Source organism: Novosphingobium mangrovi, assembly GCF_022818885.1.
Taxonomy (GTDB): Bacteria; Pseudomonadota; Alphaproteobacteria; order Sphingomonadales; family Sphingomonadaceae; genus Novosphingobium; species Novosphingobium mangrovi.
Genome location: NZ_JALHAT010000015.1, coordinates 44,456 through 59,671, shown reverse-complemented (window position 1 = coordinate 59,671; position 15,216 = coordinate 44,456). Strand labels below are relative to the sequence as shown.

Sequence of the window (15,216 nt, the reverse complement as noted above, 5' to 3'; positions counted from 1 at the left end):
GCCGCCGCAAGGCTATGGTTGAAGCATTTTGTCAACGCGACCTAGAGCGGATCGACCGCTCTAGGTCATTGGTTTAACGCATTTTCTGAACCATCAGATACTTCGATCTGATTGGAAAATGCTCTAAGGACGTCCACGTGAGCAAATATCTGATTCTGATTGACTTCATCAACGACCTGACCAGCCATGACCCGATGGCCGGTGAGCTGGCCCGCCGCAACGTGGTGGCCAATGCGGCCAGCGTTCTGGAGAAGGCGCGCAAGGCCGGTATCGCGGTCGGGCACGTCAGGGTCGCGTTCAGCGCCCCCGACCTGCCCGAGGCGCCCGAGCGTTCGCCGCTCTTCGCCAATTTCAAGGGTTCGGGCGCGCTCCAGCTGGGGACGCCGGGTGTCGACTTCGTGCCCGCGCTGACCCCGGCCGAGGGCGAGGCGATCATCCTCAAGCACCAGATCAGCCCGTTCTGGAAGACGATCCTTGATGACGAACTCGAAAAGCACGGCGTGACCGAGCTTTACGTGACCGGCCTGTCGACCACGCTGGCGGTCAGCTCGACCGTGCGCGAGGCGCATGATCGTGGCCTTTCGGTCAAGGTCATCGCGGATGCCTGCTCGGCCGGGTCGCTTGAGGCGCACGAGGCTGAACTCCAGGCCTTCGGCGGCCTTTGCGAGATTACCGAGGCGGCGAAGGTCAGCTTCGCGGACTGAGGCTACCGGCCCGCAAGGGCTTGATTGGTACCAGGAGAAGGGGGCGCAGCTTCAACGCAGGCTGCGCCCCTTTTTCGTGTCGAAGCGACGGGGCAGGACGACCCGGATATCCGCGATACGAACACGATCGTGGCGCTTCACCATGGTCAGATGCGACCTTGCGCCGATGTTCCTTCCGCAATGCGGATGCTTTTATCTGCCGAAATTGTCCGACTGGCGACTGGGGACCTAGCTTTGCTGCCAACAAGAAAATCTGCCCAGGGGGTTCTCACGATGATCGGCAAGCTTCTCCAGACCTGTTCTCTCGGCTCGATGGCCGCGGCCGCACTGTTGGCGCCGTCCGCGCAGGCGCAGGAGCAGGAGCGCCCGGCAGGCGCCTCGGCGGGCGGCGATATCGTGGTGACCGCGCGCCGCCGCGAGGAATCGCTCCAGGACATTCCGGTCGCGATCAACGTCGTCTCGCAGGATACCATCGCGCGCAAGGGCGTGCGCGATATGAACAGCGTCGCGGCGATGACCCCCGGCCTTCAGTTCGACACCGGGGCCTCGCCCGCCGACATCCGTCCCAGCCTTCGCGGCATTGCCCTGATTGAAGGCCGCTCCAATGTCGCCATGATCGTCGATGGCATCGACACCACCGGCGTATCGCTCAACACGACCGTGGGCGGTGGCGGCAACCAGAACGCGACCGCGCTCATGGATATCGCGCGCATCGAGGTGGTGAAGGGCCCGCAGACAGTCTACTTCGGGCGCAGCGCCTTTGCAGGCGCCATCAGCTTCGTGAGCAAGGACCCCGAGTTCACGCCGGGCGGCACGTTCAACTTTGGTCTGGGCGCCTATGGCCAGCAGGAAGCCACCGCGCACGTGACCGGGCCCGTGATCGGCGATGTCGTCGCGGCCAAGCTTTCGGCGACTTACAGCAACTTCTCGGGCTTCTACAAAAATCCGGGCAACGGGCAGGGGCTCGACGCCAGCCGTAACTACGGGGTGGGCGGCACCGTGCTGATCGAGAGCGGGGGCTTCACCGGCAAGATCCGGGGCAGCTATCTCAACAGCAACGCCGGACCGGGCGCGGGCTACGTCATTCAGCGCCCGGATACCTCGCTTTACGGCGTGAACACGATCACCGAGGAGACCTTCGACCCCGACGAGGTCAACATGTCTTCGGACCACCGCTACGCCGGCAACAACTCCGAGACCTACCGCGGCGTCCTCGACCTGGAGTACGATTTCGGCAACGGCTTCGTGCTCAACTCGCTCTCGGGCTACAACCGTACCAAGGGGCGGCTGGAGTTCGACTTCGACAAGGAGCCGCAGAACGAGCCGCAGGGCGTCGATCTGGGCGGCGGTCTGGTCAACTGCCTCTCGATGGTCTGCGTGGGCATCTTCGACTTCGACAACGACCTGCAGCAGATCAGCTCGGACCTGCGCCTCAGCTATGATGGCGGGCCGATCCGTGCGATGGTGGGCGGCTACGTCTTCGACGAGAATTACGAGGAAGTGGACTATTCGCGCTTCCTGGGCGCGCGTCCCTTCATCACCAGCACCCGCGCGGACATCCCGGGCCGGGTCAACCGCCTGAACACCAACACCTATTCCGGTTTCGGCTCGGTCGAGTTCGACCTGTCTCGCGCGCTGACGGTGACGGGCGAACTGCGCTACAACCACGAGGTCATCTCGGCCGCCGCGACGACCGGGGTCAACCTGTTGTTCCTGACCGGCGCGAACGAGATCGATTTTCGCGGCAAGACCAGCTTCGATGCCTGGTTGCCGCGTGTGAGCGCAGCCTGGAAGGTCTCGCCCGACCTCAATATCTACGCGAGCGCGGCCAAGGGCTCCAAGCCGGGCGGCTTCAACACCGGCCAGGTGCGCGATGACCTGCGCCCCTTCGGCCAGGAATCGATCTGGACGTACGAGCTGGGCGTGAAGGGAAGCCTTCTCAATGGCGACCTCAACTTCGAGGCCGACGTCTACTATTCCGACTGGTCTGACCTGCAGGTGACGACGGTGTGCTATGGCTCGCTCAGCGCACAGGGGCCCGAGCCGGAATGCCCCAATTCCTCGGCGGTGACGCTCAACTACATCATCAATGCCGAGAAGGCCGAGGTTAAGGGCGCCGAACTGGGCGTGAACGCGACCCCGTTCCACTGGCTGAGGCTGAGCGGCAGCTACGCCTACACCGATTCCAAGTTCAAGGATTTCGCCGCGCGCGACGTTTTCCCCTCTCCCGCCGGGGTGGATCGCCAGTTCGGGGGCAACCGCGTCCCCCTCGTGCCGCGCCATTCGGCAACGGGCATGGTCCACATCGAGGCGCCGCTTTCGGGCGAACTCGACGGCTTCATCGAGGGCACGGGCAACTACCGCAGTTCGCGTTTCGCGCGCTTCGACAACCGCGTGAAGCTGGACCAGAAGTTCACCGCCGACGCGCAGATCGGCCTCAAGGGCGGCAGCTGGACCGCGCTTGTCTACGTGAACAACATCTTCAACGATCTGACGCCCGACTTCAGCCGCTTCTGGGGTTCGTTCAACCCCTCGACCTCGAACGGTGAATACATCACCGCGCCCGCGCGCCGCACCGGGGGCATCCGCTTCATCAAGAATTTCTGAGTTTCTCTTTCCGGCCCGGGACCATGTCCCTCCCCGGGCCGGATCGGGAAATGCGAAGGGGCGCAGCGTTCGATGACGCTGCGCCCCTCTTTTCGTGTGGGCCGTGTGGGCTCGCTCAGGGGTGGACGAGTTCGAGCCCGCCCGAGACCGGGAGCGCCTGGCCGTGGATCCCGGCGGCGGCATCGGAGACGAGGAAGGCGACGAAGCGCCCGACCTCGTCGGGTGTGCCCACGCGCCCGATGGGGGTCTTGCCCTCGATCATCGTACGGAACTGGCGCGCGCCGTCCTCGCCCAGGGAATCGGTCACGCCCTCGCTCCAGATCAGACCCGGCTGGATGGCGTTGACGCGGACCTTGCGGGGGCCTGCGATGGCCTTGCCGTAGCTTTGGCTAAGGCCGATCATCGCGGCCTTCGAGGCGCCATAGGCCGATCCCCCGAAGCCGGCGCGCATCCCTGCAACACTTGCCACGTTGACGACCGAACCATGTCCTGCCTCGAGAAGTGGGAGCAGGGCATCCATGCCCCTGCGGCACCCGCCGTAGTTGAGATGGACAAGGAAGCGCAGCACGTCCTCGTCCAGGTCCTCGATGGGCAGGTTTTTGGCCTCGCCTGCATTGTTGACGAGGCCGTGGAGCGCACCTTGCGTCTCGCGAATGGTCGCGGCGGCGGCCTCCCAGGCGCTTGCGTCGGTCACGTCGAGGCGGATGAAGGCCCCGTCCCCCCCGGCTTCGCGCACGAGGGCCAGTGTCTCGTCGGCAAGGTCGGGCTTGCGCCCGCCCACGAAGACGAAACCGCCCTGACGGCCGATCTCGATGGCGCTCGCCCGCCCGATGCCCGAGGTCGCCCCGGTGACCAGAACGGCCTTTCCGGCGAGCGAGGTCGTGGCCTGCACATCGGGTGCGGGTTCCAGCGCGATGTCGGCGCCGGCAACGAAGCTGGCGCGCGCATCGGCCAGCATCTTGAGGGCTGCGACGACCTGCGCAGGCGCCGTCTCCGGCGAAACGGTCAGCCGGTTCGAGCGCAGATGGACACCGCGTCTGGAGGCATCGAGCATGGCTGACCAGGTGGCGTAGCGGATGCCGTTCGCGGCGGCATCGGTATCGATGGCGGCGGGGCCGTCTGCACGACGAAGGAGGGTGATGAGCGCAGGTTCGCCGGACGCGCAGATCCGGTTGGCAAACTTCGCGGTCAGCCAGGCCGAGAGGATTTCCTCCTCGACACCGTCCGGGCCTGTCCCGCCGCGCGGGCAATGAACGATGGTGTCGAAGCGCAGACCTTGCGTCTCGGCCGTGGTTGCAAAGTCCTCCCAGGCTGCCTGGTCGGGCAGGCCCTTGTCGAGGATGGTGAGGGCATGGTCGGCGAGCGCCGAGGCCGCGTGTGCACCTTCCGGGCTCGCCGCGTTGAGAATGAGAGCCCTCTTCACAGGCCCACCGGTCCGCCGAAATTGACGTAGGCCAGCGTCGGTTCGGCGGCCTCCAGCGTGTTGATGCGATCTTCGGCCGGGTAGAAGAAATAGCTGCGGCCGGGCGCGGCCGCTGCGTCGTCAACGCCGATGCCCCCCAAAGTCGTGAAGATCTCCAGGTAGTGGGGCAGGGCAGTGGTTGTCGATTGCCAGCCTGCCGGAAGGCGCACGAAGGCGCTGCCTTCGCCGGTTTCGGGATCGACGCTGAGAACGCGCGCTTCCACGTCCGCGCCAAGGAACCGGCTGGGCGCAAACCCGTCCAGCGCGGCGTCCTTCTCCAGGGCGACGGGCGCACGTGGGGGCAAGGCGCCTTCGGCAAGGTAGAGGTCGTCCTGCTCAGGCTCGGGCACGAAGTTGAAGTCGAGCTGGCGCCCCACGCGCGAGAGGAAGGTCGATTCCTCGGGCACGGTACTGGCAAAGCCATGGACGGTGCGCGGCGGGTGGAACAGGTAGGCGCCTGCCTCGACCCAGTTGCGCCCATCGAAGCTGAAGCGCCCCGAGACGCCCAGCAGTTCCTCGTAGGTGTGGTGGTAGTGGGCGGTATCGGGCGCGGTGTAACCATCGGCCGGAACCATGCGCTGGAGAGCCGTGCGCGCGCCGCTCTCCGGATCGCGACTGAGCAGGCGGGAATAGAGCCCGGGCGGGCCGAGCGGCTCCCAGTCGAGTTCGTCCACCCTCAGATCGACTACGCGTGGCCTCATGACGGTCCCTTCTTGAAAAGCGTGTTCAGAGTGGGAGGGTTCCAGATCGTCGGTGCGCCCTCCAGCAAGGGCCGGGCGAGCCTCCGCATGGCGGATGACCGCGGGGCAGGGGTTTGGTCCTGCGCTATGCCGCGCGCAGTCTCGCGTGTCCCATCCGGTTGTGCAAGGATCGAGCTGTGAGCGCTGAAGACATCCCCGAACTCGCCTACGATATCTCGCAGTGCGTCCACCGCGCGGACCTCGTGCCCGAGGCCCTGGCGCCCTGGGATGGGACCGGGCTGCCGGGCCTTGTCCTGCGACGCCTCACCGACGGCTCCTTGCGCAGCGCGCTGGCTACCCCGGCGAAGGGCTGGCAGGCGACAAGCGCGCGGGCCGATGGGGCCCTGACCCAGCTCTTCGTGCTCGAGGGGCAGGTGCGGATCGGTGAAACGGTGCTCGGCCCCCGCGGCTTCGCGGTGCTTCCCGGCGACCGGCCACTGGACGTCGAGGTGCTGGCCGACAGCGAATGGATCGTCATCGTCGATGCGCCCGTGGAAGGCACCTCGCCCGAGCCGGTGGTGCACGCCGATTGCCGCGCGATCGATCCGTTCGTGCCCGTGATCGAGGGGCGCCGGCTCGACGGGTTCGAGCGCCGCGTCCTCTGGCTCGATCCGCGCAGCGGGGCGGATACGCGCCTGCTGAAGGTACCGCCGCGTTTTGGCGGCGTGGGCGGGGGCAACTGGCACCCGGTGGAGGAGGAAATCTTCTGCATCGAGGGCGATATCCAGCCCGACGACACCCGGCCGATGAAGGCGGGCTCGTTCCTGTGGAACCCGGCCCGCTCGATCCACGGCTTCAATGAGCGGACCGAGGGCGGCTGCATGCTCCTGGAATGGCACGACGGCCCCTGGGACCTGCATCTGGCTTAAGCCGCGCGGGGACGGAGAGTACCCAAACGAAAACGCCCCGGCGTGAAGGCCGGGGCGTTTCGTGTTCGGACATCGTCCGCAACGATGGGCTAAGGCTCAGTCCTTCGCCCACTTGCGTTCGAATTCCCAGACCTTGTCGAAGCCGATCAGCTCGCAGAATTCCTTGAAGTCGAAGAGTTCAGGGCCTTCGAGGCTGGTGCCGGTCTCCTTGAGACGCTGCAGCGAGACCTCGACCGCGCGCGCGGCGACCAGCGAAGTCATGGCCGGGAAGATCGCCATCTTGAAGCCGAGTTCCTCCAGCTCGCTGACCGGACGGATCGGGGTGAGGCCGCCATCGGCCATGTTGGCAAGCATCGGCGTGTCGATAGTCTGGCAGATGCGGCGCATGTCGTCGGTGTTGGTCAGCGCCTCGGGGAAGAGGATGTCCGCGCCCGCTTCGGCGAAGGCGCCCATGCGGTCTTCCACGGCGTTGTAGCCACCGCTCTGCATCACGTCGGTGCGCGCGATGATGAGGAACTTTTCATCCTTGCGCGCGTCGCAGGCGACCTTGATCTTCTCGACCATGTCCTCGACCGGGATCACGCGCTTGAAGGGCGTGTGGCCGCACTTCTTGGGGAATTCCTGGTCCTCGATCTGCATCGCGGCAACGCCCGCCTTCTCATAGGCAAGGACGGTGTGGTGCACGTTGAGCAGGCCACCAAAGCCGGTGTCAGCGTCGGCAATGACCGGGGTCTTGGCGCTCTCGACCAGCTTTTCCATGCGGTCGACCATCTGCGTGACCGAGGCAATGCCCGCATCGGGCAGGCCCAGACCGCTGGCGGTCAGCCAGTAGCCACTGCCGTAGACGGCATCGAAGCCGACCTTGCGTGCGATGACCGCGGTGATCATGTCCTGAATGCCGGGGGCCGTGACGAACTGGCCGGACTTGACCATGTCGTAGAGGCGGGTGTCCTGCATCGTGTCTTCCTTTATCTTCGCTCTGCCCGGACACGACGCAAGGGCACGGCGCGAGGGCAGGAAACAGGGGCGTGGCTTTGCACTTCGGCTGCGGTTTCGCAGGATGCGCCACAACCGGGATAGGGCAGTCTATCCGTATTGCGGATGAGACGGGACGCGCGCGATGGTCAAGGGCGGACGTGCGCGGCACGCTCCGGACATGACCCAGAAGCCCGTCCCTGTTTCGCGTGTTGCCCCCAATGGCGGCATGCACGCGCCCCAAGCGCAGCCTGACGCCATGCCCGATGCCGGGGCCTGGGCCCTCATTGCCGGGCTGCTCATGGTGATGACCGTGTGCCATGGCATCATCACGTCGGGCCTGCCCGCGCTCGACAGCGCGATCCTGGCGGACCTTGGGATCAGCCGCGGCGCGCTCAAGCTGCGCGAGACGATCTTCCTGCTTTCGGCCGGGGGCTCGGGGCTGGCCATCGGCTTTCTGACATCGCGCGTGCGGCCCGCGCGGATCGTGCTGGCGGGGCTCGTCCTTCTGGCGATCACGCTGACCGCTTATGGCCATGCGCGCAGTATCGGGCAGATCTATGCGCTCTATGGGCTGCTGGGGCTGTCCTTTGCCTCCTCGCACGTGGTGATCGTGGTGCTGATGGTGCGCGCGCGGTTTTCGGGTCTGCGCACACTGGCGACCTCGATTGCGCTTTCGGGCACAAGCATCGGCGCGGCGATCTTCCCCTCGCTCGCGGTCTTCGCGCTGGAGCAGGCGGACTGGCGCAGCGTCCTGCGCGCGGCGGCCATCATTCCGCTCGCGCTGTTGCCCGTGGCCGCTGTGCTGGTGCGTTCTCCAAGGCCGAACAGGCGTCAGGTGGTACCGGATCAAACGGAGCCGTCGGGGCCGCTGCTTGGCGCGTTCGCGCAGGTCCCGCACCATAGGCTGGCGCTGGCGCTGCTGTTGGCGGCGACGTTCGGGACGTTCTTCGCCTCGACCGCGTTCCTGCTCAACCTCTTCCTCTACCTTCAGGATATTGGTCTTGGCGCGCGCATGGCGGCGCTCGGCATGACGCTGGTGTTCCTGACTGGCCTGTTCGGCAAGGTGCTGGTGGGCGCGGCGGCCGAGCGTTGGGGAACCAACCGGGTGTGGAACTCGCAGCAGATGCTGCTGCTTGCAGGCGCCCTGCTGCTCAGCCTTGGCGGGCCCATGATCGCGTTTGCGGGGCTGGTCCTGCTCGGTGCAGGGTGGGCCGGGTGTTACGTCCTCACTCAGGTGGTCATCGCCAATTCGTTTGCCGGACCGCGGCTGGGCCAGATGACGGGCGCCTTCATCGTCTTTGAATCGATCGCCTCGGGCTCTGGCGTGTTCGTGGCGGGGCGGCTGTTCGATCTGTTCGGCAGCTACCGTCCCGGCTTCCTGATCTGCGCCGCGCTCATTGCCGGCGCGGCGCTGGCGGCCTTTCTATTCCGCCGCCTCGTCGAAGGCGGGCATGCCGTTGCCCATCGCGAAGAGCCCGTCGGCGATCCTGGCTGAGACTCCCAGCATGGGATCCAGATAACGCTCGATGGCCTGGCTGAGCGGCATCGAATTGGCAAAGTAGACAAAGGCCAGAGCGCCCAGCAGATCGCCGTGACCATCGAAGATCGGCACCGCGATCGAGGAGGTCTTGCCCGGTGTCGCCGAATAGGGCGTGCGCGCGACCGCTGCGTAGCCGCATTCGCGGATGCGGACCTGCGCCTTGCCGCTCTGGAAGTCGCGCAGGATCACGGTGTCGAGCGGCTCGTGGATGCGCTGTGACTGGGAGAGCAGCTCGGCCTGTTCGGCCTCGTCCGAGAACGAGAAGAAGACCTGCCCCGAGGCCGAGGCCAGCAGCGGCACCTGCCAGCCGGGATAGTAGTTGTTGAAGGTGAGCGTGGTCTGCGTGCTCGTCGAATCGCGCACCACCATCTTGCCTCCCACCCGGGTCACCACGCTCAGCGGCCAATGGTGATCGCGCGTGAAACCCTGGATCAAGGGCCGGGCCACGTTCACCAGGCGATCATGGTTCTGGAAACCGCACGAGAGCGTCTGGATGAGGGCGGTCGGGCGGTAGCGCTTGCGCGTGGGTTCACGCTCGATCAGGCCTTCCTCGATCAAGGTGTTCACGATGCGATAGGCGGTCGGATAGGGAATGCCCGCCGCGCTCGAGATTTCGGTGAGGCCCAGCGAACCGTAGCGGTTGATCGCCTGGATCACGTTGATCGAGCGCGAGAGCGACTGGATCACGTCCTTGCCCCGGAAGGGCTCGGTTCCGACGGGGGACGCGGCGGGCGAAGCGACGAATTCAGGCACGGGCATCTCGCGGTTGCTGCATTGATCTGGATCAAAAAAGTTTGCCGAAAGCGACTTTGAGTCAAGCTGATCCACCGCCTGGCGAAAGAGAATGTCCATGGCGTGAACATTGGCGCGCGCTGCCAACCGACGGCTCGGCAGGTCATGCCGCGATACGGATGGTACGCTGGCCTGTCGTTTTACGCCTCTGCCCCGGGTGCAAGACCTTGGTTCCCGGCACCAATGCGGAAAGCCGGGAGAACGCACAACGGAGTACGTGGCAATCATGAATAGATGCGAAGTCCTGGTCGTGGGCGCGGGCCCTGTCGGCGCGACCTGCGCAGCGCGCCTTGCGGCAATGGGCATCTCGGTGACGCTGATCGAACAGGAGCCGGACTGCGCCCATGATCTGCGGGCTTCGACGATCCACGCCTCGACGCTCGAAATGCTCGACGAGATCGACGCGGCCGAGCCCCTCATCGGAATGGGCCTGAAGGCGCCGATCTACCAGATGCGCGACCGCCGCAGCGGCGAGGCCCTGCGCTTCGATCTGACCGAACTGTCCGACCTCACCCGCTTCCCCTTCCGCCTTCAGTGCGAGCAGCACTACCTGGCCAAGCATCTTGCCACCAAGGTGCAGGAAGCGGACGGCATGGATGTCCACTTCGGCTGCCGCCTGATCGATGCCCGCCAGAACGGCGAGGGCATCGTCGCGACCGTCGAACAGGACGGCGTCCAGCGCGAGATCGCAGCGAAGTTCCTCGTCGGCGCGGACGGTTCGCGTTCGGTCGTGCGCAAGGTCATCGGGGCGGAATTCGACGGCTTTACCTACGAGGAGAAGTTCGTGTCGATGTCAACCCGGCTCGAGATCGAGAAGGCGATCCCCGACCTCGACTACGTGAACTACATCAGCGATCCCGACGAGTGGCTGGTCCTGCTCAAGGTTCCGGGCATCTGGCGTGTGCTCGTGCCCGGCGATGGCGATGTCAGCGACGATGACCTCATCAGCGACGCCAACGCCGACCAGATCTTCAACCGGATCGTCGGACACGGCAATGTCGAGACCACGCACCGCACGATCTACCGCGTGCACCAGCGTGTCGCCAAGAAGTTCGTCGAAGGGCGCATGGCGATCATCGGTGATGCCGCGCACCTCAACAATCCGCTAGGCGGCTTTGGCATGAACAGCGGCATCCACGATGGCTGGAACCTCGCCGAAAAGCTCTGGATGATCCTGCGCAAGGACGCGGATTTCGAAGCTCTTGCCAAGTTCGAGCGCCAGCGCCAGGCTGTCACGCGCTCGTTCATCCAGGCCCAGACCATCGAGAACATGGAGAACATGGGCGAAACCGACCAGACCGCGCTTGCCGCCAAGCGCGAGAAGATGCGCCGGGTCCAGGCCGATCCGGAAGCGCGCCGGGCCTACCTGCTGCGCCAGGCCATGTTCTCCAGCCTTGCACAGGAAAGGGAAATTGCATGACAGGTCCGATCACCGAGCCGGCGCTGCGCAAGGCGGCCGGCCCACTCGACCACGTGCGCGGCAACGCGCTCGACTGGGAGATGCTGGGCACCCACGGCCTCAAGCGGCGCAAGCTGGGTGAGGACCCGCAGACGGGGCATGTCACCAACCTTGTCTACATCCCCGAAGGCTGGCGTGGCGGGGGCGTTGCGCACTTCCACGACGCCTTCGAGGAAGTCTACATGCTCGAAGGTTCGGTGACGCTCGATGGCAACCACTACTTCCGCAAGGGCGTCTACTTCTATCGCCCTGGGCACATCGTTCACGGCCACGATGAACGCTCCGAGGAAGGCGCGCTGGCTCTTGTACGCAGCGACGGACTGCTCTCGCTCCAGCTGATTCACGAGCCCGAGCAGCCGATCGAGTATCCGCTGCCTGCGGCCGATGATGCGCGTGGTCACATCTTCGAACTGGCCATTGCCGATGTCGCGCCCCGGCCCGATCCCGCGCTGCCCGAGGGCTGGACGATCAAGACCTTCAGCACCGATCCGCGCAACGGCGCGCGCACGTTCGAGGCGCTCGTTCCGGCCGGTTGGCGGGGCGAGGCCGCGGCTTTGGGCTGCAGTTGGGAAGCCTATGTCCTGGACGGCGCGCTGGAAGGCGCGGGCGAGACCTGGGCTATGGGCGACTATACCGTCGGCGCGTCCGACACCCCTTTGCTGGGCGCCACTGCCAGCCGCGCGGGCGCGCGTATCCTCGTCTGGACCTTCGGAGCCGCTTCGTGAAGGCAGCCCGGCTCCACGCCCCGGGGAACATCCGCATCGAGGACGTCGCCCGGCCGGAGCCGGGCCCCGGGCAGGTCCTCGTCAAGGTCATGGCCTATTCGCCTTATGGCACGGACGTGGGGACCTACCTCAACCGGGGTGGGCGCTACGTGAAAAGCTACCCGGTCGGGATCGGCGCGGACTTTTCCGGCATCGTCGCGCAGCTTGGCGCGGGCGTGGAGGGGCTGGCCCCTGGCGACAGGGTCAGCGCGCTCGCGCTTGACCACTGCGGGGCTTGCGCCAACTGCACCAAGGGCCGCCATAACCTGTGCCTTGATCCGGCGTTCCGAACCCCGGCGCGGCAGACCTGCTGCGAGGAATACACGCTCGTGTCCGCGCGCAAGCTCGCGGTGCTGCCCGATGCGGTCGGTTTCGAGGATGCCGCGATGCTGGCCGGGCCCGTCGATGCGCTCAACGCCTTTCGCCGCATGGGGCTGGAGGCGGGCCAGCGCGTCGGCATCGTGGGCGTGGGCGCCATGGGGCTGGGCGCGATCGCCATGGCGCGCGCGCTGGGCCTTGAGGTCGTTGCCATCGGGGGGAGCGGGCGACGCTCCGATCTCGCCGGGGACCTCGGCGCGGCCCACCTATTCCCGATTGCCGCCCATGGCGAACGCGTGGCCGAGCGTGTGCTTGGCGCGTTCCCGGAAGGGCTGGACGCGGTGATGGAGACCACCGCATCGGCCTGGGGCATGGACGAAGCTTTCGCCGTCGCCGCGCCGGGCGCCCGTGTTGCCCTCACAGGCGGCGGAGACCTTCCCGTCAGCAACTGGCAGATCGTCGAGCGCGAACTTGAGATCCTGGGCGTGCGGGCGGGCGCGGGACAGGCCGAGGTCCTGGAATTCATCGCCCGTGGGGAGCTCTCCCTCCGCCCTACGATCACTCGGCGCTTCGCGCTGGATGACGTGGCCGAGGCCTTTACCCTGCTGGCCGGACCCCAAGCCCGCGATGTCGGGCGTGTCATAATCGAGATCGGAGAGACCGCGTGACAACCGCAAGTGCCCCGCGCACCTTGTATCGCAAGCTCTGGGACAGCCACGTCATCGAAGTCGTGCCCGGAGCGCAAGGAGAGGGTGAGGAAAGCCGCGCCGCTCTCATCCACGTCGACCGCCACCTGCTGCACGAATGCAGCACGCACCAGTCCTTCGAGGCGCTGCGCAGCAACGGACGCTCGGTCCACCGCCGGGAAACGCACCTGGCCGTGCCCGACCACGCCGTCTCGACCGCGCTTGATCGCCTCAGCATCGCGCAGGATGATGGCGCGGCAGGCGCGCAGGTCGCGCGTCTCGCCTCCAACGTCGCCGAGTTCGACATCCCTTACGTGCCGCTCGACGACGCGCGCCAGGGCATCGTCCACGTCATGGGCCCGGAGCTGGGCTTCACGCTGCCCGGCATCACGCTCGCCTGCGGTGACAGCCACACCTCGACCCACGGTGCCTTCGGCGCGCTGGCCTTCGGCATCGGTGCGAGCGACTGCGAGACCGTGCTCGCCACCAACGCCATTGTGCAGAGCCGCGCGAAGACCGTGAAGGTCGAACTCTCCGGCACGCTGGGCGCCCACGTCACGTCCAAGGACGTCGCACTGGCGCTGATCGGGCGCTACGGGGCAGGCTTTGCCACCGGCTGCGCGGTCGAGTTCACCGGCGAGGCGGTGCGCGCCATGTCGATGGCCGCGCGCATGACCTTGTGCAACATGGCGATCGAGGCGGGCGCGCGCATCGGCCTCGTCGCCCCGGACGAGACGACCATCGACTACCTGCGCGGCCGTCCCCTCGCGCCGCAGGGCGAGATGTTCGAGCAGGCCGCCGCCTACTGGCGCACTCTCGCCAGCGACCCGGGCGCGGAATATGACCGCACCGTCGCGCTCGATCTCGACGCGCTCGCCCCGCAGATCACCTGGGGTACCAATCCGCAGGACGCTGCGCCTGTCGATGGCACGGTTCCAGCCGCACCCGAGGACGCCGAAGCTGCACGCCAGCACGCCAAGGCGCTCGCCTACATGGGAATCGAAGCGGGCATGCCCGTCACCGACATCGCAGTCGACGTGGTCTTCATCGGCAGCTGCACCAATGGCCGCATCGAGGACCTTCGCGCCGCCGCCGCTGTCGCCCGAGGCCGCAAGGTGGCCGACGGCGTGCGCGCGCTTGTCGTGCCGGGCTCGATGGCCGTGCGCGCACAGGCCGAAGCGGAAGGGCTCGACACGATCTTCACCGAGGCCGGGTTCGACTGGCGCATGGCGGGCTGCTCGATGTGCGTGGCGATGAATGAGGACCGCCTCGCCGAAGGCGAGCGCAGCGCGTCGACCTCCAACCGCAATTTCGAGGGCCGCCAGGGCCGCGGCGGACGCACCCATCTGATGAGCCCCGCGATGGCTGCGGCTGCGGCCGTGACGGGCCACATCGCCGATGTCCGCACGCTTGAGGAGATCCCGGCATGAAGCCCTTTGAAAGCCTGACCAGCCCGGTTCTGCTCCTGCGCGAGAACCGCATCGACACCGACATCATCTACCCTGCGCGCTTCCTGCTCATCATGCAGCGCGAGGGGCTGGGGCAGTACTTCTGCGCCGACCGCCGCGTCGATCCCGAAGGCAACGCGATTGCCAATCCGATCGACGAGGCCAAGGAACGCGGTGCGGGCATCCTCATCGCGGGCCGTGAATTTGGCTGCGGGTCGAGCCGCGAACAGGCGGTCTGGACGATCAAGGACTTCGGCATCACCTGCGTGATTGCGGAAAGCTTTGGCGAGATCTTCCAGGCCAACTGCTTGCGCAACGGCGTCCTGCCCATCGTCTTCGATCCCGCGACGGTCGAGGAACTGGCCGCCTTCGGCCAGGACGGCGAACTGAGCGTCGACCTCGTCGCGCGCACGATCACGGCGGGCGAGAAGGTCATCGATTTCGAGATCTCCGACAACGCGCGTGAACGCCTGCTCAAGGGCTGGGATGAAACCGGCATGATCCAGAGCCGCTGGGGCGATGCGATCTCGACGTTCGAGGACGGCCAGCGCGCCGCGCAGCCCTGGCTTTACGAGCCGCTCGCCATCTAAGGCGAAGGCCTGCACAGACAGTATCGGGAAGGGCGGCGAGACACGGATTTCGCCGCCCTTTCTGCTGCGCGCGAAAAATGCAACTCAAGTCCGTTGCGTGTATCCGAACGAAAATTATAACAACGTCTACGTAAATTTCGCGTCATGCGCTAATTTGCGTGCGGAGTCGGGCGTGGTGAAGCTCTTGGTTCGGCACCGAACCGGCGTTACCACGTGGCACCGGACGGCCTTGCGCCGGGTATCTCGGACAAGTGCCGGG

13 protein-coding genes are annotated in these 15,216 nt (G+C 66.3%); 9 read left to right on the top strand and 4 right to left on the bottom strand.

All coding sequences use genetic code 11. The features are described 5' to 3' along the window. Positions 1 to 137: 137 nt before the first annotated feature. A complete protein-coding gene (locus MTR65_RS10415) occupies positions 138 to 704 on the top strand; it encodes a cysteine hydrolase family protein (protein ID WP_243799855.1) in 567 nt (188 codons plus the stop codon). A 273-nt stretch (positions 705 to 977) separates the two neighbouring features. Beyond that, on the top strand, positions 978 to 3,311 hold the full coding sequence (locus MTR65_RS10410; RefSeq protein ID WP_243799852.1) for a TonB-dependent receptor: 2,334 nt from the start codon (positions 978 to 980) through the stop codon (positions 3,309 to 3,311). Between the two features lie 115 nt (positions 3,312 to 3,426). Here MTR65_RS10410 and MTR65_RS20250 read toward each other — a convergent pair whose 3' ends face one another. Both MTR65_RS20250 and MTR65_RS10400 read right to left on the bottom strand, forming a co-directional pair. Further along, entirely contained in the window at positions 3,427 to 4,734 is a 1,308-nt protein-coding gene (locus MTR65_RS20250) for an SDR family NAD(P)-dependent oxidoreductase (RefSeq protein WP_243799850.1), read from the bottom strand. After that, a complete protein-coding gene (locus MTR65_RS10400) occupies positions 4,731 to 5,474 on the bottom strand; it encodes a cupin domain-containing protein (RefSeq protein ID WP_243799847.1) in 744 nt (247 codons plus the stop codon). The genes MTR65_RS20250 and MTR65_RS10400 overlap by 4 nt, the downstream gene beginning before the upstream one ends. A gap of 176 nt (positions 5,475 to 5,650) precedes the next feature. Between MTR65_RS10400 and MTR65_RS10395 the strand changes: the two genes are divergently transcribed. Further along, a complete protein-coding gene (locus MTR65_RS10395) occupies positions 5,651 to 6,382 on the top strand; it encodes a cupin domain-containing protein (RefSeq protein ID WP_243799845.1) in 732 nt (243 codons plus the stop codon). Between the two features lie 96 nt (positions 6,383 to 6,478). Here MTR65_RS10395 and MTR65_RS10390 read toward each other — a convergent pair whose 3' ends face one another. Further along, on the bottom strand, positions 6,479 to 7,339 hold the full coding sequence (locus MTR65_RS10390) for an isocitrate lyase/PEP mutase family protein (protein WP_039391032.1): 861 nt from the start codon (positions 7,337 to 7,339) through the stop codon (positions 6,479 to 6,481). 199 nt (positions 7,340 to 7,538) lie between these two features. Between MTR65_RS10390 and MTR65_RS10385 the strand changes: the two genes are divergently transcribed. Then, a complete protein-coding gene (locus MTR65_RS10385; protein WP_243799843.1) occupies positions 7,539 to 8,855 on the top strand; it encodes an MFS transporter in 1,317 nt (438 codons plus the stop codon). Here the strand turns inward: MTR65_RS10385 and MTR65_RS10380 are convergent. After that, positions 8,784 to 9,659, bottom strand: coding sequence for a helix-turn-helix domain-containing protein (locus MTR65_RS10380; RefSeq protein WP_243799841.1), 876 nt, complete (start codon positions 9,657 to 9,659; stop codon positions 8,784 to 8,786). The two genes, MTR65_RS10385 and MTR65_RS10380, sit on opposite strands and share 72 nt — an antisense overlap. Before the next feature lie 259 nt (positions 9,660 to 9,918). Between MTR65_RS10380 and MTR65_RS10375 the strand changes: the two genes are divergently transcribed. The 5 genes from MTR65_RS10375 to leuD are packed head-to-tail and all read left to right on the top strand — an operon-like array spanning position 9,919 to position 14,957. Further along, positions 9,919 to 11,112 carry an FAD-dependent oxidoreductase gene (locus tag MTR65_RS10375; protein WP_268739367.1) on the top strand — a complete coding sequence of 398 codons (1,194 nt, stop codon included), beginning with the start codon at positions 9,919 to 9,921 and terminating at the stop codon, positions 11,110 to 11,112. Beyond that, positions 11,109 to 11,876: a cupin domain-containing protein gene (locus MTR65_RS10370; protein WP_243799837.1), complete on the top strand. Its 768-nt coding sequence runs from the start codon at positions 11,109 to 11,111 to the stop codon at positions 11,874 to 11,876. The genes MTR65_RS10375 and MTR65_RS10370 overlap by 4 nt, the downstream gene beginning before the upstream one ends. Next, positions 11,873 to 12,901, top strand: coding sequence for a zinc-dependent alcohol dehydrogenase (locus MTR65_RS10365; RefSeq protein WP_243799835.1), 1,029 nt, complete (start codon positions 11,873 to 11,875; stop codon positions 12,899 to 12,901). Before MTR65_RS10370 ends, MTR65_RS10365 begins: the two co-directional genes overlap by 4 nt. After that, on the top strand, positions 12,898 to 14,349 hold the full coding sequence (gene leuC, locus MTR65_RS10360) for a 3-isopropylmalate dehydratase large subunit (RefSeq protein ID WP_243799833.1): 1,452 nt from the start codon (positions 12,898 to 12,900) through the stop codon (positions 14,347 to 14,349). The genes MTR65_RS10365 and leuC overlap by 4 nt, the downstream gene beginning before the upstream one ends. After that, positions 14,346 to 14,957, top strand: a complete 612-nt coding sequence (gene leuD / locus MTR65_RS10355) for a 3-isopropylmalate dehydratase small subunit (protein WP_243799830.1) — start codon at positions 14,346 to 14,348, stop codon at positions 14,955 to 14,957. The genes leuC and leuD overlap by 4 nt, the downstream gene beginning before the upstream one ends. Positions 14,958 to 15,216 lie beyond the last annotated feature (259 nt).